At 53.4% G+C, this 25,084-nt stretch carries 20 protein-coding genes; 9 read left to right on the forward strand and 11 right to left on the reverse strand.

What is annotated here, in order from left to right; translation table 11 throughout:
* Positions 1-295 precede the first annotated feature (295 nt).
* From KQI83_RS06585 to fucO, 3 genes are all read left to right on the forward strand, one after another.
* Complete coding sequence (locus KQI83_RS06585) at positions 296-1,660, forward strand: hypothetical protein (RefSeq protein ID WP_216555741.1); 1,365 nt, start codon at positions 296-298, stop codon at positions 1,658-1,660.
* Positions 1,650-2,123, forward strand: a complete 474-nt coding sequence (locus KQI83_RS06590; RefSeq protein ID WP_253295532.1) for an RNA polymerase sigma factor — start codon at positions 1,650-1,652, stop codon at positions 2,121-2,123. Before KQI83_RS06585 ends, KQI83_RS06590 begins: the two co-directional genes overlap by 11 nt.
* A 118-nt stretch (positions 2,124-2,241) precedes the next feature.
* Positions 2,242-3,390, forward strand: a complete 1,149-nt coding sequence (gene fucO / locus KQI83_RS06595) for a lactaldehyde reductase (RefSeq protein WP_216555744.1) — start codon at positions 2,242-2,244, stop codon at positions 3,388-3,390.
* A 395-nt stretch (positions 3,391-3,785) separates the two neighbouring features.
* Here the strand turns inward: fucO and mscL are convergent, their stop codons facing one another.
* The 4 genes from mscL to KQI83_RS06615 all read right to left on the reverse strand — a co-directional run bounded on the left by mscL (position 3,786) and on the right by KQI83_RS06615 (position 9,826).
* Positions 3,786-4,265, reverse strand: a complete 480-nt coding sequence (gene mscL / locus KQI83_RS06600; protein WP_216555747.1) for a large conductance mechanosensitive channel protein MscL — start codon at positions 4,263-4,265, stop codon at positions 3,786-3,788.
* 206 nt (positions 4,266-4,471) lie between these two features.
* Entirely contained in the window at positions 4,472-5,695 is a 1,224-nt protein-coding gene (gene tyrS, locus KQI83_RS06605) for a tyrosine--tRNA ligase (RefSeq protein ID WP_216555750.1), read from the reverse strand.
* A gap of 210 nt (positions 5,696-5,905) precedes the next feature.
* A complete protein-coding gene (locus KQI83_RS06610) occupies positions 5,906-8,677 on the reverse strand; it encodes a DNA translocase FtsK (RefSeq protein ID WP_253295533.1) in 2,772 nt (923 codons plus the stop codon).
* Between the two features lie 207 nt (positions 8,678-8,884).
* On the reverse strand, positions 8,885-9,826 hold the full coding sequence (locus tag KQI83_RS06615; protein ID WP_216555754.1) for an undecaprenyl-diphosphate phosphatase: 942 nt from the start codon (positions 9,824-9,826) through the stop codon (positions 8,885-8,887).
* 604 nt (positions 9,827-10,430) lie between these two features.
* On the opposite strand from KQI83_RS06615, the gene KQI83_RS06620 reads away from it, so the two are divergent.
* Entirely contained in the window at positions 10,431-11,681 is a 1,251-nt protein-coding gene (locus KQI83_RS06620; protein ID WP_216555757.1) for a hemolysin family protein, read from the forward strand.
* Between the two features lie 122 nt (positions 11,682-11,803).
* Here KQI83_RS06620 and KQI83_RS06625 read toward each other — a convergent pair whose 3' ends face one another.
* Positions 11,804-12,391, reverse strand: a complete 588-nt coding sequence (locus KQI83_RS06625) for a 4'-phosphopantetheinyl transferase family protein (RefSeq protein ID WP_216555760.1) — start codon at positions 12,389-12,391, stop codon at positions 11,804-11,806.
* A gap of 112 nt (positions 12,392-12,503) precedes the next feature.
* Between KQI83_RS06625 and KQI83_RS06630 the strand changes: the two genes are divergently transcribed.
* Entirely contained in the window at positions 12,504-13,064 is a 561-nt protein-coding gene (locus tag KQI83_RS06630; protein WP_216555763.1) for a DUF6935 domain-containing protein, read from the forward strand.
* Between the two features lie 15 nt (positions 13,065-13,079).
* On the opposite strand, the gene KQI83_RS06635 is transcribed toward KQI83_RS06630, so the two are convergent.
* Entirely contained in the window at positions 13,080-13,253 is a 174-nt protein-coding gene (locus tag KQI83_RS06635; protein ID WP_216555767.1) for a hypothetical protein, read from the reverse strand.
* A gap of 105 nt (positions 13,254-13,358) precedes the next feature.
* Entirely contained in the window at positions 13,359-14,030 is a 672-nt protein-coding gene (locus KQI83_RS06640) for a hypothetical protein (protein ID WP_216555770.1), read from the reverse strand.
* A gap of 313 nt (positions 14,031-14,343) precedes the next feature.
* On the opposite strand from KQI83_RS06640, the gene KQI83_RS06645 reads away from it, so the two are divergent.
* Both KQI83_RS06645 and KQI83_RS06650 read left to right on the forward strand, forming a co-directional pair.
* Positions 14,344-16,695: an HAD-IC family P-type ATPase gene (locus tag KQI83_RS06645; RefSeq protein WP_216555773.1), complete on the forward strand. Its 2,352-nt coding sequence runs from the start codon at positions 14,344-14,346 to the stop codon at positions 16,693-16,695.
* 233 nt (positions 16,696-16,928) lie between these two features.
* Complete coding sequence (locus KQI83_RS06650; RefSeq protein ID WP_216555776.1) at positions 16,929-17,600, forward strand: hypothetical protein; 672 nt, start codon at positions 16,929-16,931, stop codon at positions 17,598-17,600.
* Between the two features lie 108 nt (positions 17,601-17,708).
* Here the strand turns inward: KQI83_RS06650 and KQI83_RS06655 are convergent, their stop codons facing one another.
* Positions 17,709-18,476 (reverse strand): C39 family peptidase, encoded by a 768-nt coding sequence (locus KQI83_RS06655; protein ID WP_216555779.1) that lies wholly within the window; start codon positions 18,474-18,476, stop codon positions 17,709-17,711.
* Positions 18,477-18,624: 148 nt separating this feature from the next.
* On the opposite strand from KQI83_RS06655, the gene KQI83_RS06660 reads away from it, so the two are divergent.
* Positions 18,625-19,572, forward strand: coding sequence for an SPFH domain-containing protein (locus tag KQI83_RS06660; RefSeq protein ID WP_216555782.1), 948 nt, complete (start codon positions 18,625-18,627; stop codon positions 19,570-19,572).
* A gap of 211 nt (positions 19,573-19,783) precedes the next feature.
* Here the strand turns inward: KQI83_RS06660 and KQI83_RS06665 are convergent, their stop codons facing one another.
* Complete coding sequence (locus tag KQI83_RS06665; RefSeq protein WP_216555785.1) at positions 19,784-21,271, reverse strand: alpha-amylase family glycosyl hydrolase; 1,488 nt, start codon at positions 21,269-21,271, stop codon at positions 19,784-19,786.
* Positions 21,272-21,416: 145 nt separating this feature from the next.
* On the opposite strand from KQI83_RS06665, the gene KQI83_RS06670 reads away from it, so the two are divergent.
* Positions 21,417-23,537 (forward strand): hypothetical protein, encoded by a 2,121-nt coding sequence (locus KQI83_RS06670; protein WP_216555788.1) that lies wholly within the window; start codon positions 21,417-21,419, stop codon positions 23,535-23,537.
* A 39-nt stretch (positions 23,538-23,576) separates the two neighbouring features.
* Here KQI83_RS06670 and KQI83_RS06675 read toward each other — a convergent pair whose 3' ends face one another.
* Positions 23,577-24,140, reverse strand: a complete 564-nt coding sequence (locus KQI83_RS06675; protein WP_216555791.1) for an NAD(P)H-dependent oxidoreductase — start codon at positions 24,138-24,140, stop codon at positions 23,577-23,579.
* A gap of 23 nt (positions 24,141-24,163) precedes the next feature.
* Positions 24,164-25,048, reverse strand: coding sequence for a DUF5131 family protein (locus tag KQI83_RS06680; RefSeq protein WP_216555794.1), 885 nt, complete (start codon positions 25,046-25,048; stop codon positions 24,164-24,166).
* Between the last annotated feature and the right edge of the window lie 36 nt (positions 25,049-25,084).

Raw genomic sequence — 25,084 nt, forward strand, 5'->3', positions numbered from 1 at the left:
AGATGTGTATAAGAGACAGGGTCAAGTGTGACCGTTGTCGTACTCGCTTTGCCACTCGTCCTTTCTCCAAAAAGCAGGGCTTTTTGGAGCCTCGTTTATGGGCGTGTCGGGGACCCTTTGAGAGCCCTCGCAATGACATAGTAATTTATCAGTGCTTACTTCACTCCTAACTCCTAACTTCTAACTCCTAACTCCTCGCTTCTCACTTCCTGATTCCTCATTAAAAATGAACCTTTCCCCTCCCTCAACGCTCTAATAGGCAGAAACGTTTCAAATCTGATAAGGAGCAAATGATATGAAAGACAAATTACAACACTCGATGAAGCCGACTCCCGAGCGGTTTCGCTATGCAGTACAGATGGCTGTCGATGAAGCTGTGACGCAGCCCTCTCCCAAAAAGCGGCTCTCCAATGGCTGGCGCGTCGCGATCGCGATCATCATTTTAGCCGCCCTGATCCCCTCCGCCGTTTTCGGAGCGAGCAAGCTCTATGAGCTGATTGCAAAGCCCGTCGATAACTACGGTTTAGCAGTCGGAGTGGACGAAACACAGATACCCGATTATCCCCTCTATGTCAAAATGCACGTAGATATCCCCGAGGGCTTTGCCGTTATACCTGACACCGAAGATTTAAAGTATTGCAAAGCAGACAGCGAAGAAGCGCTTGACAGCGGCTTTTCTTTACTTCCGATGCGCTATGCGGATTCCGACCAACAGGCATATATCGCTAATGTTGATAGCTATGAAGAATGTGTCGTAAGCGGTCATCAGGCGTATAACGTGACAGTCAAAAACGTTAAGGGGACATGGGAACAGCTCTATGTCTACTTTGAGGACGTCAACGTCATGCTGCTGATCTATCACAAGGACGTGACCGACGCGCAGATCGAGGACTTTGTCAGCGGCATCAGCTTTACCGAAGGCACCGCCGAAGATCACACTTACCTCAGCGAGCCGTATGACGAACGTCAGGATTCTGCGGTCACCTACAAATATGAAGAAAACCTTGTCGAAATGCCGCTTGATACCAAGCTGACCTTCAAGCATTATTCCCCTGTCACCGAGGACGAAAGCCAACGGTATACCGCTCAAATCACCAATATCCGAATCACAGATGAAATCATTGGCTTGGACGAAAGCTGTTTTAACCATTTCCCCGATACGATCGCGCAGGAAAACGGCAGGCTGATTCCAAAGGAATTTACTACCTTCAAAGAGGGCGACGGCTTCAGCTCAACCTATGAGGAACTGAGCGTCGAGCAAAAGGAACAAAAGCTGATCCTCGCCGAAATCACCTACGAAAACCTGACCGATGAGGACGTAGAATTGTATATCCCATACCGCGCGAATGTGCTGAATATAGACGGAAACGAATTCAGCCATGCAGAGAGTATCGACCCGAAAGAAGGTATCTACAGCACCGCTTGCTGTGACACCGAGATCGCCTATCTCTCACCCCACGGCGAGGGCAAGAGCTTCTATATCCCCACTCTTCCCGCAAATGAAACTATGACTGTAACCGTCGGCATACGCTGTAACGCGGACATGCTCGATAAAGCGTATTTTACCATCGACGGCATCAACGATATCATCGACCCTCTCTATGACGGCGACGGCAACTATACTACCTATCTCTTCAAGGTGCTTGACGATGATCGATAACCACAGCTTTGCGATGCTCGTCACGGCGCAGACGGACACGCTCTATCGCGTCTCTATGTCTATGCTGAAAAACGAGCACGACGCGCAGGACGCGGTGCATGACGCGATCCTGCTCGCCTATCAAAACAGAAGCCGACTGCGGCAGGAGCAGTACTTCGGCACATGGCTTGTGCGAATTCTGATCAACGTCTGTCACAAAGCCCTCAAAGCGCGTAAGCGATACGCAGATATCGGGGAGCCTCTCCCCGATATCGCCTCGCGCGATAATCCGTATCTCTCCGTAGAGATCGGCGATCTGATCGACAGCCTGCCCGAGAAGATACGCCTGACGGTGATCTTGTTCTACATCGAGGATTATTCTATCAAAGAAATAAAAGAGATCCTCCGTATCCCCGAAGGCACGGTCAAAAGCCGTCTGAACAAGGGGCGCGCGCTGCTCAAAAAGCAGTTGGAAGATGACTGATCCTGCAAATATTAGATCATTTACACAGTTTTTCCGCCGTAATTTCTATACACCGTATGATTGAATTTTATTGTTAAAAATTATACAATAGAAGTAATTAATTATATGGAGGTAAATTATGGCAAACAGAATCATTCTTAACAACACTTCCTACCACGGCAAGGGCGCGATCAAGGAGATCCCGAACATCGCCAAGGCCAAGGGCTTCACCAAGGTACTGGTCGTCACCGACCCCGACCTGATCAAGTTCAACGTCGCGCAGAAGGTCACGGCGCTTCTGGACGAGTGCGGTCTCCCCTACGCGGTATTCTCCGAGGTCAAGGCTAACCCGACCATCGAGAACGTACAGGCAGGCGTAGACGCGTTCAAGGCGGCTCAGGCTGACTCCATCATCGCTATCGGCGGCGGCTCCGCGATGGACACCGCGAAGGCGATCGGCGTCATCATCACCAACCCCGAGTTCGCTGACGTTCGCTCTCTTGAGGGCGTTGCTCCCACCAAGAACCACGCCGTCCCGACCATCGCCGTCCCCACCACAGCGGGCACCGCGGCTGAGGTCACCATCAACTACGTCATCACCGACGTGCAGAAGGAGCGCAAGTTCGTCTGCGTTGACGAGCACGACATTCCCGCTGACGCTGTCGTAGACCCCGATATGATGAGCAGTATGCCCAAGGGTCTGACCGCTTCCACCGGTATGGACGCTCTGACCCACGCCATCGAGGGCTACACCACCGCGGCGGCTTGGGAAATGACCGATATGTTCCACCTCGAGGCGATCCGCCTGATCGCTAAGCACCTGCGCGGCGCTGTCGAAAACAAGCCCGAGGACAGAGAGGGCATGGCGCTGGCACAGTACATCGCGGGCATGGGCTTCTCCAACGTCGGACTGGGTATCGCCCACTCCATCGCTCACACCCTCGGCGCGCACTATGACACGCCCCACGGCGTAGCCTGCGCGATGATGCTCCCGATCGTCATGGAGTACAACCAGGAATGCACCGGCGACAAGTTCCGTGAGATCGCCCGTGCGATGGGCGTACAGGGCGTTGACGCAATGTCTCAGGAAGAGTACCGCAAGGCGGCGATCGACGCTGTCCGCCGGCTCTCCAAGGACGTCGGTATCCCCGAGAAGAACGAAAAGGTCAAGGCTGAGGACTTAGACGTACTCGCGGCTGACGCTTACGCCGACGCGTGCCGTCCCGGCAACCCGAGAGAGACCAGCGTAGAGGATCTCAAAGAGCTGTACAAGAAGATCATGGCATAAAACAGTGAGAAGTTAGGAGTGAGGAGTGTTTTTTGTGGGCATAATGGCTGACAGTGTGAAAAGCCTTCCCCTCGAGGAGAAGGCTTGGTTTCACTTCTCACTCCTAACAGAAAAAGAACCGTCATCGTAGGGACGAGCATTGCTCGTCCGGCATAGCAGATGCTTTTTCTCTCTATCTAAGGTTTCCGACTGATTCTACGCCCGTCATTTTCGGACGACCGATGGTCGTCCCTACGGAAACGGGTGGCGGCGGAGGGTTGCTGCTCTCATTATTCAGCCATATAACACAAAAAGCTCCCGAATCGCAATGACTCGGGAGCTTTTCATCTTGTTTTGATCCGCTGTTCATGCGGATAAGTTCTTTTATGATCCCTCACTAAGACTGGATTAAGCTATTATTCCTCTTCTGCGGGGATATCGCCGGTGCAGTGCGGGCACTTGGTCGCGTTGATGTTGACCTCTTCACAGCAGTGCGGGCACTTCTTGGTGGTGGGAGCGGGTTCCTCTTCCTTCTTCTTGCCGATGGAAGAAACCTTGTTGATCGCCTTGACCAGCAGGAAGACGACGATCGCCATGATCAGGAAGTTGATCAGAGCGGTGATGAAAGCGCCGTAACCCCAGATGGACGCGCCCAGCTCGGAAGCGTTCGCGTAGGTGACCTGAGAAGCCTCAACGCCCTCGGGCAGCTTCAGGATCAGGAACTGCTCGTTGAAGTTGATACCGCCGGTAAGCAAACCGATGAACGGCATGATCAGATCGTTGATGAACGCGTTAACGATCGCCTGGAAAGCGCCGCCGATAATAACGCCGACTGCCAGATCCATTACATTACCGCGCATGATGAATTCTTTGAATTCGCCTGCAATTTTTTTCATGTTCTGCACTCCTTTTTATTCTTTATCGGAATTATCCGATTAGTTATGATGATATTCACTGTAGGGTACGGCGCTCCGCGACGTACCGCTGTATAACGGACTATTCTCATGCTGTTTATCCAAGGCAAGCCTACGTTTCGATTATCGGTACGTCGACAAGCGCCGTACCCTACGATTCGTCGTCTTTCTGTAAAACAGCAATCAAATTACAGCGTCACCTTATGGAAAACCTTCTTGCCCTTTTTGATGATGACGTGGCCTTTCTCAAAAGCGTCCTTAGTCACATTATGGAACATATCGGTGATCTTCTGATCGTCTACCGAGATACCGCCCTGCTGGATCAGGCGCTTGCCCTCGCCCTTACTCGAGATCAGCTTGCACTTCAGCAGGAGATCGAGCACCGCGATTCCGCCGTCGGTAAAGTCTGAGTCGGTGATCTCGGTGGTGGGCATGTTGTCGGTATTCGCGCCGCCGCCGAAGAGTGCTCTCGCTCCCTCCTGCGCCTTGTTCGCCTCGTCCTCGCCGTGGATCATCTTGGTCAGCTCATAGGCTAAGATCTCTTTCGCCTTGTTAAGCTCAGAGCCTTCCCACTTCGCCATCTCCTCGATCTGCTCGAGCGGCAGGAAGGTCAGCATCTTCAGGCACTTGACGACGTCGGCGTCGTCCACGTTGCGCCAGTACTGATAGAACTCGAACGGCGTGGTCTTGTTCGCGTCGAGCCATACCGCGCCCTTCTGGGTCTTGCCCATCTTCTTGCCCTCGGAATTGAGGAGCAGGTTGATGGTCATGGCGTAAGCGTCCTTACCGAGCTTTCTTCTGATCAGCTCCGTACCGCCGAGCATATTGCTCCACTGGTCGTCGCCGCCGAACTGCATATTACAGCCGTATTTCTGATACAGAGCGTAGAAATCGTAGCTCTGCATGATCATGTAGTTGAATTCGAGGAAGGATAAGCCCTTCTCCATGCGCTGCTTGTAGCACTCCGCGCGCAGCATATTATTGACCGAGAAGCACGCCCCGACCTCGCGCAGCAGCTCAACGTAGTTGAGGTCAAGCAGCCAATCGGCGTTGTTGACCATCATCGCCTTGTCGTCGGAGAAGTCGATGAACTTCGCCATCTGCTTTTTGAAGCAGTCGCAGTTGTGCTCGATGGTCTCCTTGGTCATCATCTGGCGCATATCGGTTCTGCCCGAGGGGTCGCCGATCATCGCGGTACCGCCGCCGATCAGGGCGATGGGCTTGTTGCCTGCGAGCTGTAAGCGCTTCATCAGGCACAGCGCCATGAAGTGACCCACGTGCAGGCTGTCGGCAGTCGGGTCGAAGCCGATGTAGAATACCGCCTTGCCGTTATTCACCAGATCTCTGATTTCTTTTTCATCGGTAACCTGAGCGATCAAGCCGCGGGCTACCAGTTCTTCATATACTCCCAACAATCTTCCTCCTTAATTTAAAACGGTCATTGCAAGCCTCGTTCACGAGGTGTGGCAATCTCAACCGAATCATGCTTTGTCATAATCTATAGTATAGCGATATTTGTCGAAAAGGTCAAGTAAATAATACAAATCGGGTGCGGGCGCCGCCCGCCCTTCGTTATTCATTATTCTTTATTCACTATTCACTGAAAATCTTTGATTTTCACATCACCACGGATCGTCATCGTCCGTCGCGCCTTCTCCCTCACCGTTGGTACCATCGGGAGAGCCGAGCATATTGTTGCGCTCGAGCCAATCGTTCATCGTGATCAGCACCTCGCGCGGCTTAGAGCCTTGGTGCGGACCTACAACGCCCATCTGCTCCATATCGTCGATCATTCTGCCCGCTCTCGCGTAGCCGACCTTCAAACGGCGTTGAAGCATAGAGGTAGAAGCCTGTCCGCTTTCGATGACGAAACGGATCGCTTCGTCCATCATGGAATCCACCTCGGGCGCGTTGCCCGGGGAGATGCCGCTGTCCTTCTTGCTGCCGTTGAGCTCCTCGGCGGCGATCTTGCGGATCTTGTCCTCGATCTCCTTGTTATACTCGGCGGTATGCGATTTCTTCAGGAACGCGGTCACGCGGTCGATCTCGTCGTCGCGCGTGAAGCAGCACTGTACACGAATGGGCTTCGGCGCGCCGACAGGAGCGTACAGCAGGTCGCCTCGTCCGATCAGCTTCTCCGCGCCGCCCGTATCAAGAATGGTACGCGAGTCGATCTGAGAAGATACCTTCAAGGCGATTCGTGAGGGGATATTCGCCTTGATCAGACCCGTGATGACGTTGACGGTGGGTCGCTGGGTAGCGAGGATCAGGTGCATGCCCGCGGCACGCGCCATCTGCGCCAGACGGCAGATGCTCTCTTCGACCTCAGACGGCGCCGCCATCATCAAGTCAGCCAACTCGTCGATCGCGATGACGATACGGCACATGTGCTCTGTCGGGATCTTCAAGCCGTCGATCTCCATGCAGGGCTGTTCCTCCGCCTCGGGATCGTAGTCGGGCTTTTGCTTTTCTTCTTCTATGTAGGCAAGGTTCTTATCGACGAGCTCGTTGAAGCTGTCAATACCCTTACAGTCATATTCCGAGAAAATGCGGTAGCGCTGGAGCATTTCGGAGACCGCCCAGTTCAGCGCGCCTGCCGCCTTCTTCGCGTCGGATACAACAGGTACGAGCAAATGCGGGATACCCTTGTACTTTGAGAATTCGACCATCTTCGGGTCTACCAGCAGCAGCTTGACCTCGTCGGGCGTCGCTTTGAACAAAATCGACATCAGCAGCGCGTTCACGCATACCGACTTACCGGAGCCTGTCGTACCCGCGATCAGCAGATGGGGCATTTTCGCAAGGTCGGTGGTGATGATCTCGCCCGAGATATCTCTGCCCAATACGCAATTGAGCTTGCTCTTGCTGTTTCTGAATTCGTCCGTTTCGACCAGCTCGCGCAGGGTGACCATCGAGGTGACCTTGTTCGGTACTTCGATACCGACCGCCGCCTTACCGGGGATCGGCGCTTCGATTCGCACGCCGTTGGCGGCAAGGTTCAGCGCGATGTCGTCGGAGAGGTTCGTGATCTTGCTGATCTTCACGCCGGGCGCGGGCTGTAACTCATAGCGGGTGACAGACGGACCGCGGCAGATATTGACGATGTTCGCCTTAACGCCAAAGCTGTTGAGGGTCTCGACCAGCTTGGTGGCGTTGTTCTGCATTTCCATGTAAGCGCTTTCGCTCTCACCGTCCACCGCAGGCTCTAAGAGCTTTGTCGGCGGGTAAACATAGGTCGACTGCTCGGGCTTCCGATCCTGATTCTGTCTGACCTCGGCACGCATACGGCGGGTCTCGCCCTTGAGGTCAAAATCATCGAGTGTATCAATCTCGTCGTCGAGGTCGTCCTCCGCAGTACCGGGGTCGGGCTGCTTCGCGCCCGCGGACATCTTGCGGGATTTCTTTTTATCAGAGATACGCTTCGCAACGTCGGAAGCGGACATCTCTCCGTCAGGCGTGATGCCTGAGTTCGCGTTCTGAATGATATTGATGATATCCTGATCGTGCTGATCCTCCGCGATCTCCACCTCGTCCTTGACGCGCTTCTTCTCCTTCGGCTTGTCCAGCGGGATGTCGATGCGACCGTTGCGATCACGGCGATAAGAAGTTGACGGAGTCGTATGCGTGGGATATTCCTCAACAGGGTATTCTTCGGCATATTCGTCGTCAGGCTCGGGATATTCCTCCCGTTCCTCGCGTTCGCGGCGGCGTGCCTCCATGCGCTCCTGTCGGCGCTCGCGCATACGCTGCTGCTGTTCTCTCGTTCTGCGATAGCCCTTTTTCGCGACGTTCGCGATATCGACCAGTGTCACGCCGAACAGCACCATCACAGCGGCGATCAGTATGACAAATGACGTGATCACAGCGGGAGCTGTCGTGAGCAGACCGCGCATCGGATAGCCTAAGATCGCACCGAACAGTCCGCACAGGCTTTCGAGGGCAAAGGATTTCTGATAAGCCGCGCCGAGCGCCTGTGTGTAGGAATAACCGTCGTTGAAATCGGTTTTGCCGAAAAGGTACACCAGCGTGCACACCATCAGCACGATCACGGCGGACAGGGCGATCTTCGCGCCCTTATGCGCCATCTGCTTTTCCTTGGCGGTCATCACACCGAGGTAGATGAACACCAGCGGCACTAAGATCGAGCACACGCCGAACACACCGAACAGGAACGAGCGCATGGTTTTCCACAGTGCGCCGCCCGGGATAATGACCAGCGCGAGCAGCAATATGCCGACAGCGCACAGAATGATCGCCTTGATCTGCGGATTCAGTCGGCGTTTGGGCTGAGCCTTCGCGCCTCTCTGCGAAGTGCGGCTCGCGCTCGACTTCGATCTCGAATTAGATGTAGATTTTTTGGAGCTTGTCTTGCCTTTTGTTTTCTTGGCAGCCAAAGTATCACTCCTGACTTTCTGAGATTTTGGTTTCTGTTATAATAAGACAGCCTTCCCCTTGAGGGGAAGGCGTCACCGTCAAGGTGACGGATGAGGTGGAAACGACTCCACTTCATCCCGTTCATTGATTTTTGTGAAAGGTTTCCACCTCATCCGACCTTTTTGACTATTGAGTCAAAAAGCCCACCTTCCCCTCAAGGGGAAGGCTTACAACGGCGCGCCCGAGAAAAGGTTCACGCCGCTCTGCATCTCCATCACGCTGATCACGATGACAGCGATACCGACGATTGCGGTATAGATGATGAAGATGATCATTTTATCGGTCTTTAACAGCCATTTGAACAAGGCGATCGCCAGATACCCGACCACTGCCGATACCACCATGCCGATGATGATGGGCAGGATATTATCGGTCAGCTGAGCGGTACCCGCCTCGAGAGCGTCCTTGCCCTCTAAGAGAGCCGCCGCGACGATCGCGGGCGTACCGAGGATAAAGGTATAGTCGAGGGCTGTCTGCTTATTGAGTCCGCGCATCTGACCCGCCGACAGCGTCGAGCCTGAGCGGGAGAGTCCCGGCAGGGTCGCGAAGCACTGGGTGATTCCGATGACGATCGCGTCGAGCACGTTCATCGACGTTCTGCCCGCTTCACCGCCGTTTTTGGCGTGCTTGAGCGGCACGGCGGAACGCGAACAGCGGTTGCCGATAAAGAGCAACAGCGAGGTCAGCAGCAGGCAGATACCGACCACGATGAAATATTGATCCGTGTTGAAGCTCTCGACAAAGTCCTTGAGCTTCATTCCCGTACCGGGGACAGGCAGGAAGAGCAGGAACAGCGGGACAAGACCGATGATGACCATGATCACCATGCGCTTGTCGTCAGACAGCTCCTTCCACTTGAACTTGCCCGTAAAGATATCGCCGATCATGGAGAAAAACGCCTTGATCAGCCGCCAGATCAGCTTGTGATAAAAGGCGATCACCGCTACGAGCGTACCGATATGGAGCATGACGTTGAAGAAGAGATTGCCCCCTTCCATGTCAACACCTAAAATATGCTGGGTGATGGTCAGATGACCGCTGCTGGATACGGGCAAAAACTCCGTCAAGCCCTGTACCACGCCTTGAATGATCGCTTCAATAATTGTCATATGGTTCCTCACAATCCGCAAATGTACATTATCAATACTGTTTTCAGCCGACAAAATCTAAGTAAATACTGATTAATGCAGTTTTCGTTTTGCAGTCATTCCGAGGGAGCGACTAAGCGACCGTGGGAATCCCAGTAGTGGCGCTTAGCCAATCGCTACGCTCCCCCTGCGCTGTTGCATGGGAGTTGTAAGCCAAATCAAAGATTTGGACAACTCCTCAACAAATAGGGACTGAAACGCTTGTTTATCACTTTGTGGGATTGCCACGTCGTCGTCGCGCGCCGTATTCGGTAGGCATATCCGGTTGGTATGCCTTGACCTCATGTGGCGGCTCCTCCTCTCCCCAACACGCAGGGGCGTGCCGGGGACCCTTTGAAAGCCCTCGCAATGACATTGTAATTAATCAGTGCTTACCTAAATCATGTATATCTTGTCGGTAATTTACCAAGATACAGTATACCATTATCTCTCTCATTCTTCAAGAGAAAAATAATTATATTTCTAAATTGTCATATTAAATATATGAGAATAGTGTATGCTTAATGCGTATATAGTCAAATCACGGACACGCTCCGTCTATCACTTCATCCGTTTTGGAGGAAAAATGAGTACAAACGCGATATACGGCGTCGTCATCGCCGTATTGATACTGCTGTCGGGATTCTTCTCGTGTACGGAAACGGCGTTCTCCTTCGCCAACACCATCCGCCTGAAATCCCTGATGGACAACGGCAACAAGCGCGCCAAGCACGCCCTATGGGTCTGCGACAACTTCGACAAAGCCCTGACCGCCATTCTGATCGGCAACAACGTCGTCAACCTCGGCTGCTCGTCCCTGGCGACCATTCTGTGCCTGAACCTGTTTGAGAACTACGGCGCGGCGATCGCGACGGGCGGCACGACGCTTCTCGTCCTGACCTTCGGCGAGGTGATCCCGAAATGTATCGGCAAGGAAAAGAGCGACAGCATCGTGCTGTATACGGGCTTTCTCCTGAAGGTGATGACCTACGTCCTCACTCCCTTTGTCTATCTCTTCATCGGCATCAAGAGCCTTGTCATGAAGATTGGACACATCAAGAAGAGCTCCCCCTCTGTCACCGAGGACGAGCTCAAATACATCATCGAGAGCATCGAGGAGGAAGGTATCCTCGAAGAGCAGGAATCCGAACTCGTGCAGTCGGCGCTGGAATTCGACGAAAAGACCGCGCAGGAGATATTGACCCCCCGCGTTGACGTGACCGTCATCGATATCGACGACAGCATGGAGGATATCCACGACCTGATCATCCGCGAGCGCTACTCGCGCATTCCCGTCTATGAGAACGACATCGACAACGTCATCGGTATCCTGCACACCCGCGATTACCTCGAGAAGGCGATCGACGGCGAGGCGGATATCCGCAGTCTGATCACCCCCGCCCACTTTATCTACAAAAATCAGAAGCTCTCCGATATCCTCAACGACTTTCGCGCGAACAAGCTGCACATCGCCATCGTCACCGACGAGTACGGCGGCTTTTTAGGGATCGTCACGATGGAGGATCTGCTCGAAGAGATCGTCGGCGACATCTGGGACGAGGACGAGGACGTCGAACACACCTGCACGAAGCTCGGCGAGAACAAATATCTTGTGTCAGGCGATATGGATCTTTCCGAGCTATTCGAACTGTTTGAGATGAAGCCCGACGATGAGATCGAGAGCAATTCGGTCGGCGGCTTCATCGTCGAGCAATTCGGCGATATCCCGATCCGCGGACAGCGCGTCAATTACCACGACCTGACCTTCACCGTCAAGCGCGTCAGGAACAGGCGCATTATCTCGGCATTGGTCGAAAAGAAAACCCTGATCAAATAAACGAAGCTCCTTCACACGAAGGAGCTTTTCTTTCTGCAATTCTCTTTAATTCTAAATTCGAATAATATATAGATTTTAATTCTAAATCAGAATCATTCGCTCGTCTTATTTCTCTATTAGAATTATATCAGCTCTTTTAATTCTAATTCAGAAATATCAACCCTCTTATCCCCTATCGGCTCTATGGAGCATACCGACAGGCAATAGCCGTCGAGCGGCAGAGTGACTGTCTGCCCTTTCAGCGGCTGAGCTAAGGTATCGAACGCCGTCAGGTCGGTCGAGATCCCCTCTCCCGTCATTTTCAGATACGCTTCCTTTCGCGTCCATATCTCACAGAACGCGCGCCGCCGATCCTCTGCTTCTTTCACATACGCTCTCTCGGCGGGGTGATAAAAGCGGTCGGCGATCTTCAAGCGTTCGGGCGCGGGCAGCTCTTCGACGTCAAGCCCCAGCTCAGTATCATCGACCGCGATCGCCGCTACTCTGCCGCTGTGGGACACGGAGAAGTACACGCCGTTTTGCGCGTACGGCTTGCCGTGCTCTCCCAAGGCGATCTCGCTCTCTCCTATCGCGCGGCGGATCAAGAGCCCTGCCGCAAGCGACAGGAGCTTATCCTTTTCAAAGCGGTATCGGGCGATCTTCTCCTGCCGCTCATGGGGCAAGAGCGCGATATACTCGCCTAAGTCCTCTATTTTCAACTTTTCGTCCAAAACAACATACTCGATCTTCATACCCTAATCATACACTAAATACCCGCAACTTGCAAATATTTATTTACAAACGCCCTTTCAAATGATATGATGAACAAAAGGAGGCTTTGCCATGAGTATTTTTGAAAACCTGAATCCGTCCGTCAGCCCTTCACCCGCCGCACAAAAGCCCGCGGAAGGCAGCTTCACCTTTGTATTCCAAGCGCTCCCCGAAAGCGTTGAAGAAATGAAGGCGCTCCCCGAGGCAAGCCTCGACACACCGTACAAGACCGCCGCTCTGACGGTCTGCGCCCTGTGCGCGTACGCGGCGGCGCCCGAGATCGGCAAGGAAATGCTTGATTTCCTGAAAGGTCCCGCTCCCCTGTCGCCGATGGAAGTCAGCTTTCTGAACGACCGCTTCCGCGACGGCAAGCACATTCCGTTCTCTTACTTTGCGGGAGCAACGCCCGAGAACAACTACACGCCCTCTCAGCCCTTTACCGTGTCCGTTTTCTCCAATCCCTATTCCTTCCAAAATGAAGGCCGGGCGACTTTGCACCTCAATTCAGGCGGCGCGGACTCTCCCCGCCAAATCAAGCTCCGTCTCAAGCCCTCAGAGGGCAAATGGTACTTAAGCGAGCAGATGATCATGGTCGGCGTCCGCACCCCGCAAAATGACGACCCGTGGGCATAACAAACAGATGAAAGATCACGCTCCCTTTGTCAATATAAATGTCATTGCGAAGCCCTTCAGGGCTGTGGCAATCTCAACCGAATCAATCGTCATTGCGAAGCCCTTCAGGGCTGTGGCAATCTCAACCGAATCAATCGTCATTGCGAAGCCCGCAAGGGCTGTGGCAATCTCAACCGAATCAATCGTCATTGCGAAGCCCGCAAGGGCTGTGGCAATCTCAACCGAATCAATTGCCCCTATAAAAAACCGCGACCTGCCGTCTGACAGATCGCGGTATTGTTATCAAATGATTGATCAGCCTTCTACCAAAGATTTCTTTAACCGGCTGAGGAAAGAGAGGTACATGAAGTACTTGATGATGTTCAGGATCAGGCTGACGATCAGGAGGACAGCAGCGGTCACGGAAGCAACCATACCGCCCATGAAGGAAGAGATCAGGCTGGCGATCAGGCTGAGGATAGCGACAACGATGATCAGCTTGAGGACGTTGGTGCCCTTGGTGCTGACGTCGCCTCTGTTCATTCTGTCAGCGAGCTTGACGCCGCCGGCGATCACAAAGATGTTGACGAACACGTTCATCAGGTCGCCCAGCGAGAGCAGCATGCTGTAGACAACAGGGTTGTTGCGGAAGACAGCTACGAGAATCATGGTAACGATACCGACGATCAGGAAGATCAGCGCGCTCTTGAAGTTCGTTTCATCCTTAGAAGCATTGATGATACCGACAAGGTTCATGATATAGGCGATGGTAGCGAGGATCATGTAAACCGCAATAAAGATCAGAGCGACCATGATGCCGCCGCCGAGAGCCAACGCTTTACCGTCGCTGCTCTGAGCGCCTGCCGCGCCGGCCGCGCCGATCGCGACGACGATAGCCGCAATCACCATCACGATCGTACCGATCAGGTTCAAGATTTCAGCAGTGAAGATCTTCTTCACGCCTTTTGCAGCGTTAGGGAATTTCATTATACATTTCTCCTTAAAATTATTTACCTCAATGAGGTATACCGACTTACGCCGAACGAATATCAGCGTTATCAGTGCTTATTATATCACAGGAAAACGCAATTGTCACTATCAAATCAGCTAAAATCATACCGATTATTTCAGGCAATATGCGCATAAATCAGCGCCCTTTCCCCTCTCGCTGTCCTCGCCCCTCAAAGCCCTGCGTTCTTTTATTAATAATTGTTAAACTTTTACAGCGATTACTTGACGATGATTTGCGGGTTATGGTATATTTTGAAAGAAAGAAAATCAACTTTTTCAGGAGAATCCCATGAAAGAAAAAGAATTGCGCGGGCTGACCTCTGCCGAAGCGGAACAGCGAAAAGCCGAGGGTAAGGTCAACACCGCCTCTACCGTCAAAACCAAGTCGATCAAGCGCATCTTCATCGACAACATCTGCACCGTATTCAACGGCATCAACGTCCTCTTGTTTATCCTGCTGATGGTCGTCGGCTCGTACAAGAACCTGCTGTTCATCGGCGTGGTGCTGTTCAATACCGTCATCGGTATCGTGCAGGAGATCCGCTCCAAAAAGAGCGTGGACAAGCTCACGATCCTCACCGAAAGCAAGCTGAACGTCCTGCGCGACGGCGAGATCGTCGAACTCAGCAAGGACGAGCTGGTACTCGACGACATTATCCTGCTCTCGCGCGGCAATCAGGTACCCGCCGACTGTATCCTTGTCGACGGTGAATGCAGCGCCAACGAAAGCCTTTTGACAGGCGAATCCGATCTGATCGCCAAAAAGCTCGGCGACGAGCTTCTCTCCGGCAGCTTTATCGCTTCGGGCAACTGTAAATGCCGCGTCAACCGCGTCGGCGCCGACAGCTACGCCGCCAAGATCAACAACGAAGCGAAGTATATCAAGAAAAACGATTCTCAGATCCTCAAAGCGTTCAAGACCATCATCAATATCTGCTCCGTCATCATCTTCCCTGTCGGTATCCTGATGTTCGTCATCAAATATTTTGTCCAGCAGCAAATGTTCAACGACACCGTCATCTCGACCGTCGGCGCGCTGGTCGGCATGATCCCCGGCGGCATGATCCTCTTGACCTCTACCGTTCTGGCGGTATCCGTCATTCGTCTTGCCAAGAAAAAGGTACTCGTCAACGAAATGTACTGTATCGAGACCCTCGCCCGCGTCGATGTGATCTGTCTGGACAAGACAGGCACCCTGACCGCCGAGATCATGAACGTGCACGACACGATCCCGCTCGACTGCGAAAAGGACGAGATCATGACCGCGCTCTCCTCTATCGCCCACGTTGACGAGGTCAACGCCACCGCCGAAGCGGTACACGCTTACACCAAGGATATCGAACCCCTGCAATGCAAGCACTTCACCCCCTTCTCCTCCGAAACCAAGTGGTCGGGCGGTGAATTCTCCAACGGCAGGACTTATATCATGGGCGCGGCGGAGTTTGTATTTTCTGATAAAGAAAAATACGCAAAGGTTTACCAAGCGATCGACGAAGTCAAGGACACCGTCCGTATCCTCGTCTTAGCAAAATCCGTCAACCCGCTTACCGATAAAACGCTCCCCGACGATCTCATTCCGATGGCGCTGATCCTCATCAAAGATCAGCTCCGTGACAACGTACAGGAGACCGTCAACTACTTCAAGGAGCAGGGCGTGACACTCAAGGTCATCTCGGGCGACAGCGTCAAGACCGTGCAGAACATCGCCAAGGACTGCGGTATTGAAGGCGCCGAAAACGCCGTCGATATGTCCACCGTCACGACCGACGAAGAATTGGCTGAGGTCGCCGAGCGGTGCAACGTGTTTGGCAGAGTGACCCCCGCTCAGAAGAAAAAGCTCTTGATCGCGCTCAAAGAAAAAGGTCACAAGGTCGCCATGACAGGCGACGGCGTGAACGACGTCCTCGCCCTGAAAGAAGCGGACTGCTCCGTCGCGATGGCGGCAGGCAGCGAAGCGGCGCGCAACGTGTCCCAGCTCGTTCTGGTCAACAACGACTTTGCCTGCATGCCGCAGGTCGTCGCCGAAGGCCGCCGCTCGATCAACAACATCGAGCGCAGCTCCTCGCTGTATCTGGTCAAGACCATGTACTCGATCCTGCTGTCGCTGTTCTTCCTCTTCTCTCACCACATCTATCCCTTCGAGCCGATCCAGCTTTCCTTGATCGGCGCGCTGACGGTCGGCTTCCCGTCCTTTGTCCTCGCCCTACAGCCTAACAAAAACATCGTGCGCGGCAACTTCACCTACAACATCATCACCCGCGCCGCTCCCGCCGCGATCTGTATCGCGCTGAACATCATCGTCACAGCCCTGCTCAGCGATCCCCTCGGGCTCTCTCACGCCGAGCTGTCCACAATGGCGGTCTACACCACCTCGCTGATCGGACTCATGCTGATCGTGCGGCTGTGTATCCCCTTCAACGCTCTGCGCGGCGCCATGCTCGCGCTCAGCACGGCGGGCATCGTGATCGCGACGATCTTCTTCCGCGACTTCTTCAAGCTCACCGCTCTCAGTCAGTCCGCGCTCATCATGCAGGTCATTACGGCTGTCGTCATCATCGTCCTGTTCAACCTGCTTTACCACTTCGCGGACAAGATGATCGAAAAGCACAAGAGAGAATCGTCACCCAAAACAACAACATAAATCCAGCAACAGCGTCCCTGTCAACTGCGGCAGGGACGTTTTATTATTCTAAATCATAATTCTAAATAAGAATAATTTTAACAAAAGACAATTTTTTAAAAATTTTTCAGATTTGTCCGATCTTTGTCCCTATCTTGTCACAGTCGGTATGTTATGCTATAGCCACAGTCAAGGACAACACAACTTCCGCTCCGCCTTGACTGAGCAAGCACATCAATATGGAGGAACCCAAAATGACTGAGAACAAAGATTACAAATTTGATCATAACAACTACAACAACGATTACAACTACCATAACGACGCCGATCAGGACTACGTCGATATCTACACCGACCGTCCCCGTAGGACGCGCGAGAGAAGAAGACCCGCCCGTCAGGAAAAGGGCGCGGGGATCGTGATCGCGGCTCTGGCGTTCGCGATGGTCGCGGTCATCGCCGCTACCGTATTCTCGATCAGATCCTTCGCGGTGAAGCCTAACGCCGATACCCCTCAGCCCACCATCACCGCTGTCGCTGAGAAGAACGCGAACAAGAACGCCGAGAAGAGCGCTCAGCCTGCTCAGCAGACCGCGCAGAAGGACGACGACAATATCCGCGTCATCGACGGCGACCGCGTCTATATCGACACCAAGCGCACCGCTCCCGCTACCACGGGCAACAGCGCCGACTACATCGTCCACGGCAAGACCTCTTACGGCTTTGACTGGAACTACAATGCCGACAACTCCAACTTTGTTATCCGCTGTGATTACAACTTCAACAAAGAGCAGTATAATTTCCACTTCTACGGCACTGCTCCCGGCACCGCTCACGTCACCCTGTTCTACAACACCGACGACAATACGCAGGTACCCGTACCGCTGACCGTCACGGTTGACGAAGGTCTCAACGTGAGCCTCGCGTAAAATCGCTTACAACTCTTGTTTGACTTCATAAAAACCTCAACAGAAAACGGCAGTCGCTCTGACTGCCGTTTTCGACTTTATCGATATTTTATTACCCGAAACATTCTGTCACTTAACGACGATCGCCTGACTGTCGAGCTGTTCATACCGCTTCTCGCTGAGCTCCTTCGCAAAATGCGAGATACCGCCCACGACGGAATCGGAAAAGTAGTAGTAATCCTTGTCGTACCCGCACAGCACCAGACAATGCTCGTGGTACATCCAGCGGAAGGTCTCGCCTTCCTTGTACTTGGCGTTTTCGTCAACGTAATTCACCGTCCAGATATCCCACTCGATCGGCTCCTGCATGTCGGTCGTCGCCCATACCATCACGGGGATATCGTTGTCGATGTATTCTTCGCACAGGTCCTCGAGCGTTTTGTTCTCGAGGACATATGCCTTCTGCTCCGATTTCGCGTCCGCCAGATACCGATTCATGCATTTCGCCATTGCGGGCGCGTAGATGCCCCAGCCCGCGTATGCCGTACCCGCAAAGCCCGAATTCATATCGGGACCGAACTTCTCGCCCGTGACCTCGTCCTCGATCACATAATGACACTCGAGGTAATTGTCCGCAAAGCGATATTCGTCGATATCATAGCCGAGCGTCTGCAAAAGACTGGTGCAGGCATGGGTCTCACACCCTGCCTTTAAAGTCTCCTGCAAGGTCGCGGGCACAACGTCGATCATGTGCGACTTTGGCGCTTCGGTAGGCGGTTCGGTCTCTTGTGCCACCGTCGGAGCGGGACGGGTCGTCACACCGACGATGACCCCCGCCAAAAGCAGTACGCCGACCGCCGCCGCTATAGCGATCATCTTGATTTTATGTTTATCCATAGCATCACTTCTGTTACTTCAAATTGATACCCTCATTGTACCATAATCCGCCGAAAAATCAATTCATAAAATCAGCAAAAGAGAAAACTTTACCTTGACTTCTCCCTGCCCCTCGTGTATTGTTAAGACAAAGAAAAGAGGTGTGAAAATGGGGATCTTCAAAGCCGCCCGCGGCTCTGTCGGCGGTGTTCTGGCGGATTCATGGCTGGAGAGCTACAGCTGTGCCGCCCTGCCCGCAGGCGTACTGGCGCAAAGGGCAAGCAAACAGACGTCCGACCGCTCCGCCAATACCAAAGGTGAAGAGAATGTCATCAGCGACGGCTCGACCATCATCGTCAACGCAGGGCAGTGCGCCCTCGCGATCGACAAGGGCGAGGTCACCGGCGTGTACGACCAACCGGGCGAGAACACCTATCACACCGAACGCAGTCCGAGCATCTTCCACAAGGGCGGGCTCAAGGGCGTTGCTAAGCAGAGCTTTGACCGCTTCGGCTACGGCGGCGTCGCGGCAGTCTATCAGGCGATCGTTTTCTTGGATATGCGCGAGCACCTCGGCAATCCGTTCAGCCTGAAAACCGCCATTAATCTGACCGACCGCAACACAGGCGTCAGCATAGACGCAACGCTGATGATGGGCGGAGTGTTCTCCTTTACCATCGTCAAGCCCGCCGTCTTTTACAAAAAGCTGTGCGGCTGTTCTACGGGAACGGTCATGCTCAGCACGATCCTGCCGCAGATCACAGCGGAGCTGATCATGCTGCTTCGTCACGCGATCGCGGATTTTTGCAAAGAGGGCACGACCGCTTACGATCTCAGCGCTTCGTCCGATATCATCTGCGACGGCGTCATCAGCCAAATCAACGAGCAGTGGACAGAGGAACGCGGCTTTGCCATCACCTCGGTCGGCATCGACGAAACGCGCCTGATGAAAGACGACCTGGATCTTCTCCAAAGCGTTCAGATGGCAAGGGCGCTGTCTGATCCAAAGCTCGCCGCCGCGACCTTGGTCGGAGCGCAGGCGCAGGCGATGCAGGACGCGGCGAAGAACCGCGCGCCGATCCGCGTCACCTTCAATCACACGCCAAAGTCATACTAATCCTTGATAAAAAGATTTAATCAGATATTAGTGATATATTTCGGATAGCGCGACGGGAGACGCAGACAGGCTGGCGCCTGTCAAGGAGCCCAACAAAGCTATACGAAATATAGCGCAATAGATGATAAAGGTTTTTATTAAGGATTAGTATCATGATATATAGCAAGGGGCTATCGCAATACTGATTGCGACAGCCTCCTTTTTTTGATGATCACGTTGCGATCAGGATATAGAATTCATACGGCGCGTAATCTCTGCCCAAAAAGTCCTTTTCCGTCATTTCGGTCACGGTCGTATCGACTTCATCTCCGTTAACGTGCAGCACGCATTTCGCGGTACCCACGCCCAAGTTAAAGCTGACGTTTTCGATCGCTTCCTTGCCGAGATTCGCGGCATAGATCACGGTATTATCTCCGTCGTTGCGCGTAAAGACAAACAGCTTTGAGTTGCTCGGCTCGGCATAGGTGATGCTTCTGTTGGTGGAAGCAAGGGCGCTGTTCCCTGTCTTGAGCTTTGACAGCGCCTTGATCAGCGGCGCGTACTTCGGCTCGTCGTCCCATTTGACGGTATCCTTCTCAAAGAACTCGATCTCATGGTCATACCCTTCCTCGTTGGCGGTATAGATCAGCGGCATACCCGGCGTGAGGAAGCTCAGCGCCAAGAGCGGCGCGTAGGTATCCCCATAGCGACCGACGATACTGCCCTCATAAGAATTCTTATCATGATTGTCGAGATAATTCATCGGGAAGCTGTCGCCGCAGTAGTTGGGCTGTACGTCCATGCCGTCCTTGATGGACGAGGTCGCTACCCCGCCCTTGGTCATCAGCGCCTGACCGTACAGCATATCGTTATAGCAGGTGTCAAAGGCGTATTCGGTCAGCCCCTGCGTTGCGGAGGTCTCCGCCAGCATCATGATATCGCTGTTGATGGATTTTAGCTTGTAGACAGCCGCGTTCCAGAAGTTCGCGGGTACACCGATCGCGTGGTCACAGCGGAAGCCGTCGATCCCGATATCCTCGATCCAGTACTGCATACAGCGGATCATCTCCGCGCGCATCTCATAGTTCTCGTAATTCAGCTGAGCGGTATCCGTCCAGTCATACGGCGACTTGATCGAGCCGTCGTCCTTGTGCTCGTACCAGTCGGGGTGATCCTTGATCCACGCGCTGTCCCAGCCCGTGTGATTGGCGACCCAGTCAAGAATGACCTTGAAGCCCATCTCATGCGCCTTATCGACAAGGTGCTGAAAGTCCTCGGTCGTACCGAATTCGGGGTTGACGCCCTTATAGTCGCTCACGGCATAATAGGACCCCAGCGTACCCTTGCGCTCCGTCTCGCTGATCGGGTGGATCGGCATGAACCACAGGGTATTGATCCCCATATCCTGCAGGCGGTCGAGGTGCGCTTCAAACGCCTTGAACGTGCCCTCCTCGGTATACTGCCTGACGTTGACCTCATACAGCACACAGGTGTCGAGCCACGGCGCGACCGTCTTTTTCAATACGGGATCCTCACCGTCGATATAGGTCATCACACCGTCGATGACGCTGCCCTCGGGCACGTCCTCAGATACCTGATAACCGCTTTTCTTCGTATCGGTATCGCTCTTTTCGGTCGCTGATTCCTTCTTACCGCCCGCGCAGGCGACAAGCGATGCGATCACGCACACAGCCAGTAATAACGCCAATGCCTTTTTCATGGTCATTCCCCTTTCGGTTAATTATCTTAATTATACTGTAAAGCGCCCGTTTACGCAATAAAATTCGTAAAAAACTCACCTTTATTTTCCGCTTTCAAATATGGTAGAATATAGCATATTGATTCTGATAAAAAAGGAAACCATCATGAAAACGATCAATGAAAAAATCAAAGAATTACAGCAGATCATTGAGCAGACAAAAGCGCTGATCGAAGTCGCTCCATACAACTTTGACGACAATGCGTCCGCTAAATCCTTTGACAAATACATCGAAGCCTTATTCAAAAACCGCCTCACCCTGATCAGGAGCTACGGACAGCAGAACAAAGAGGTCGATCTCTCTGAGTTCAACTACGATATCCTCACCCGCCGTCAACAGGCGATCTCTGCCCTTGCCGCCAAAGTGCAGGAGGATTATCAATCTCAATACCCCGACTTCAGCGTTGCTGAGATCTTCGCTCAGTTCTGCGCTCCCTGTCCGACCGACACCTTCGGCAAGCTCGACGAGCTGTATCACGTCGAAGCCGCCGCCGCGATCTGGATACTCGATCAGCTCAGGAACAGCGGCAAGCTCGACGAAGCGCTCGCGTATCTGCCGGAAAGCCGAGAGGAGCTCGACAGGATCGACCTGCCCGACGTCACCGACTCCGTCCACTGCGACGACCTGATCCGCGGCATGCTGTATATCATCCGCTACCGCAACAGCAGTAAAGCGGGCTTTGACAGCACCAAGGCGTTCATGGACAGTGCCGACGCGACTCTCGCTAATTCCGACAAACCCGACGGCGATCCCGCCGGAGAGCGCTTTGAAGCCGTCATAGACCTGCTCGACAGCGACACGATCGACGATCTGCGCGACCGCTTCATCGCTTACACACACCACCTCACGCAAAGCTGCCTTTCCGTCTACGACAAGCTCAACGAAAAGGCGGTATCCGCCGCCAAAACGAAAATCGCTATGCTCGAAAAGGAGATCGAGAACAGCAAACAGACGGAGAGCGCCGCTTCCGTCCTCAATCAGACGGACGGAACAAACGTGACCCTCACCGCCTCCGACACGCGCGAGAATGCCATGGCGGTCGAAGAAGATCTGCAAAACGCGCTCTATCTCAGAGAAGCCTTCTATATGAACATCATGCTGCAAAGCGGCGGCTTCCGCCATCAGCTCAAAGACCTGCTCGGCGAAGAGCTCTCCGCTCAGCTGTACCGTCCCATGATCAGCGATCCGTTCGGCATGTGCTTTGCGTTTTTTAGCCTCTTGGATTCAAACAGCGACGTTATCTGGCTGTATAACCTGCCCTACATCATTCTCGCCGATTCCTGTCTTGAGCTCCCGTGGGCAAGCGCGGAGCTTATTCGCGCTCAGGGCGATTCTCCCAAGCCTGCTCCCGCGTTGATAGAAGCGGCAAAAGACCCCGAGCGCTATCTCGCCACGCCGTCCGAGAGCCTGCTCAATCAAAAGCTCGTCGCCCCGCCGTTTCTCGGTATCTCAGAGGATAAGATCTGCTTTTCGCAGCTCGTCTACTTGTTCAGCGGCGTGGTCCCGCCGCGCGGTATGCCCGAGCTGTCGTATCTCAAAGCCCTGCTGAGCGACAGCGACTTATCAGAGAATGAGATCAACATTCTCTATGACTACCTGACCCTCGCCTGTTCCCTCTCCCGCAGGGACGAAAACTATGTTTTCATCGACGAGGACGAGGAAGAAAACGAAGAACCGTCTGAAAACATAACAGACGAAAGCCTGAGTGAACTCAGAGAGCTCAAGCGCGAGAACAAGAACCTCAAAGCGATGCTCAACAAGCTCGAGCACCGTCTCAAGGAATCCGCCGAGGCCCTCGACCACGCGAACGACAGCCTGAACGAAGCGACGGCAGAGCTCGGCGAGCTGCGCTCCATGATCCGTGAAGTGGATAATTCCGAAAAAGAATATTCCGTGACCGTCACCTTCCCCTACTCAGCCCAAAAACGCGCCGTCGTTTTCGGCGGTCACCTCTCGTGGTTGAAAGCGATCCGTCCTCTTTTGCCGAACGTACGCTTTGTCGAACCGTCCGCCCAGCCCAACGCGGGCTTGATCATGAACGCCGACGTGATCTGGATACAGACCAACGCCATGAGCCACTCCGACTTCTACAAGATCATCGACATCGTCAGAAAGCACAATATCGAGCTGCACTACTTCACCTACGCCAGCGCCGAAAAGTGCGCTGAGCAGTTTGCGCTGAATGATATGGGAGAACCGGAAGATAATTCCGGAAAAGAATCATAAGCATCAAAAAAAGCACCAACGGGCGTTGGTGCTTTCGTTTTATCTGAACATCAAATCGATCTCTTTCATCGCCTTTTGCATGATCGTCTCCTCGTCCGCGCCGTCAATATCCAGCCCGACCGCTTGTATCTGCCTGACGTCATGGATACCGTAATATCCCTCGCACAGTGCTTTGATATACCCAAAGCCGAATTCACTCGGTACATAGTTGCCGCCCGCGGTGGTGACATAATACACCCGCTTCGCCTTACACAAGCCGACAGGGATCCCGTCGGACGAATAGCGGAAGGTGATACCCGTGACGTTGATCTGCTCGATATACTGCTTGAGAGCGGCGGTAAAGGACAGATCCCAGTAAGGCGAAGTGATCACGATCGTATCCGCCGCGGCAAAATCCCGCGCATAGCGGAACAGCTCGTCGCCGTACTCCCCTTTCCCGGTCAAGCTATCTCTGTGACGCAGAAATCCCTCGTCCGCTTTCGGAAAGTCGATCTCACAGAGCCGATGCTCCGTCATATCGTCATGCAGCTTTGACAGCAAATATTCTGACAGCCTTTTGGTTCTCGAATCGGAGCGCACACACGCGTTAACATATAAAATCATCTCTTACCTCTTTATCGTCAAATCTATGGTTGATTTTGCTTGCATTTCCCGCAAAGGGTACAGCCGTTACAGATGATCTTCATTCCGCAGTTTTGGCATTTCTCCCCAAAGTACGGCTGATACAGCCGCTCGCCCGACAGCGGCATACCGAGCAGATTACACAGCTTATATTCGATCGGCTTGCCCTTGAAGCTCAGCCCCGATTTATACGCCTGATTTGCCTGCAGCTCGCTGCTCTCGATACGATACGTCTTTCCGTCCTTGACAAAGCGCCTGCCCGTACCGACAAAGGCAAAGGTCACGTTGAATTCCCTGCACTCGTCGCTCAGCCGCTTGACCCATTCGTAGTGACACGGCCGCGCTCCCGCGTAATTCTCGCCGTCGCAGATCACCTGCTCGAGCTGACCCGTTTTGAGATACTCGCGGATGCTGATCTCACCGATGAACGGCGCGCACATGATCCCCTTATGTTTGAAGGGCAGAGAAAGCAGGATCGGGATACGCTCGTCGGCGCGCTTCTGGTTCTCACAGCTTACGTTGAAGAAAACATTCTCCCAGCCGTCGCCCCAGTCATACGGCAGACATTCCCCTACCCTTTCGGGGCGTTTCGTCAAAAGAAAGAACACGACGTCGGGGCGCTGTCGGATAATGCTCCACGCTTCATCGCGCCAAATGTCCGCTTCCTCTAAGAAAAAGTCGGAGGTCATGCACACGCGCAGTTGCTCGCCGCTCTGCACCTTATACCGTCCGCTCCTGTCCTTTGACAAGGGATAGCGGAATCCCGCCTTGGTACGATAGATATCCGCGCCGTTTTTGCCGCGCTGTTCGTCGAGAAAATACATATAGCAGTTCTGACAGCCCTCGCTGCATTTTTTACATCCGTGCCACGGATTCCATATATCGTGCATGACTTCACCTCCTATGCCAAACGCTCTGCCATCTAT

It is taken from the genome of Roseburia sp. MSJ-14 (genome assembly GCF_018918225.1).
Classification (GTDB): Bacteria; Bacillota; Clostridia; order Lachnospirales; family Lachnospiraceae; genus Petralouisia.

Excerpts from the sequence above, each read along its gene's own strand:
- KQI83_RS06585 (WP_216555741.1), top strand. The coding sequence starts at position 296 with ATGAAAGACAAATTACAACACTCGATGAAGCCGACTCCCGAGCGGTTT.
- KQI83_RS06590 (WP_253295532.1), top strand. The coding sequence starts at position 1,650 with ATGATCGATAACCACAGCTTTGCGATGCTCGTCACGGCGCAGACGGAC.
- fucO (WP_216555744.1), top strand. The coding sequence starts at position 2,242 with ATGGCAAACAGAATCATTCTTAACAACACTTCCTACCACGGCAAGGGC.
- mscL (WP_216555747.1), bottom strand. The coding sequence starts at position 4,265 with ATGAAAAAAATTGCAGGCGAATTCAAAGAATTCATCATGCGCGGTAAT.
- KQI83_RS06615 (WP_216555754.1), bottom strand. The coding sequence starts at position 9,826 with ATGACAATTATTGAAGCGATCATTCAAGGCGTGGTACAGGGCTTGACG.
- KQI83_RS06620 (WP_216555757.1), top strand. The coding sequence starts at position 10,431 with ATGAGTACAAACGCGATATACGGCGTCGTCATCGCCGTATTGATACTG.
- KQI83_RS06630 (WP_216555763.1), top strand. The coding sequence starts at position 12,504 with ATGAGTATTTTTGAAAACCTGAATCCGTCCGTCAGCCCTTCACCCGCC.
- KQI83_RS06635 (WP_216555767.1), bottom strand. The coding sequence starts at position 13,253 with ATGACGATTGATTCGGTTGAGATTGCCACAGCCCTTGCGGGCTTCGCA.
- KQI83_RS06640 (WP_216555770.1), bottom strand. The coding sequence starts at position 14,030 with ATGAAATTCCCTAACGCTGCAAAAGGCGTGAAGAAGATCTTCACTGCT.
- KQI83_RS06645 (WP_216555773.1), top strand. The coding sequence starts at position 14,344 with ATGAAAGAAAAAGAATTGCGCGGGCTGACCTCTGCCGAAGCGGAACAG.
- KQI83_RS06650 (WP_216555776.1), top strand. The coding sequence starts at position 16,929 with ATGACTGAGAACAAAGATTACAAATTTGATCATAACAACTACAACAAC.
- KQI83_RS06655 (WP_216555779.1), bottom strand. The coding sequence starts at position 18,476 with ATGGATAAACATAAAATCAAGATGATCGCTATAGCGGCGGCGGTCGGC.
- KQI83_RS06660 (WP_216555782.1), top strand. The coding sequence starts at position 18,625 with ATGGGGATCTTCAAAGCCGCCCGCGGCTCTGTCGGCGGTGTTCTGGCG.
- KQI83_RS06665 (WP_216555785.1), bottom strand. The coding sequence starts at position 21,271 with ATGAAAAAGGCATTGGCGTTATTACTGGCTGTGTGCGTGATCGCATCG.
- KQI83_RS06670 (WP_216555788.1), top strand. The coding sequence starts at position 21,417 with ATGAAAACGATCAATGAAAAAATCAAAGAATTACAGCAGATCATTGAG.
- KQI83_RS06675 (WP_216555791.1), bottom strand. The coding sequence starts at position 24,140 with ATGATTTTATATGTTAACGCGTGTGTGCGCTCCGATTCGAGAACCAAA.
- KQI83_RS06680 (WP_216555794.1), bottom strand. The coding sequence starts at position 25,048 with ATGCACGATATATGGAATCCGTGGCACGGATGTAAAAAATGCAGCGAG.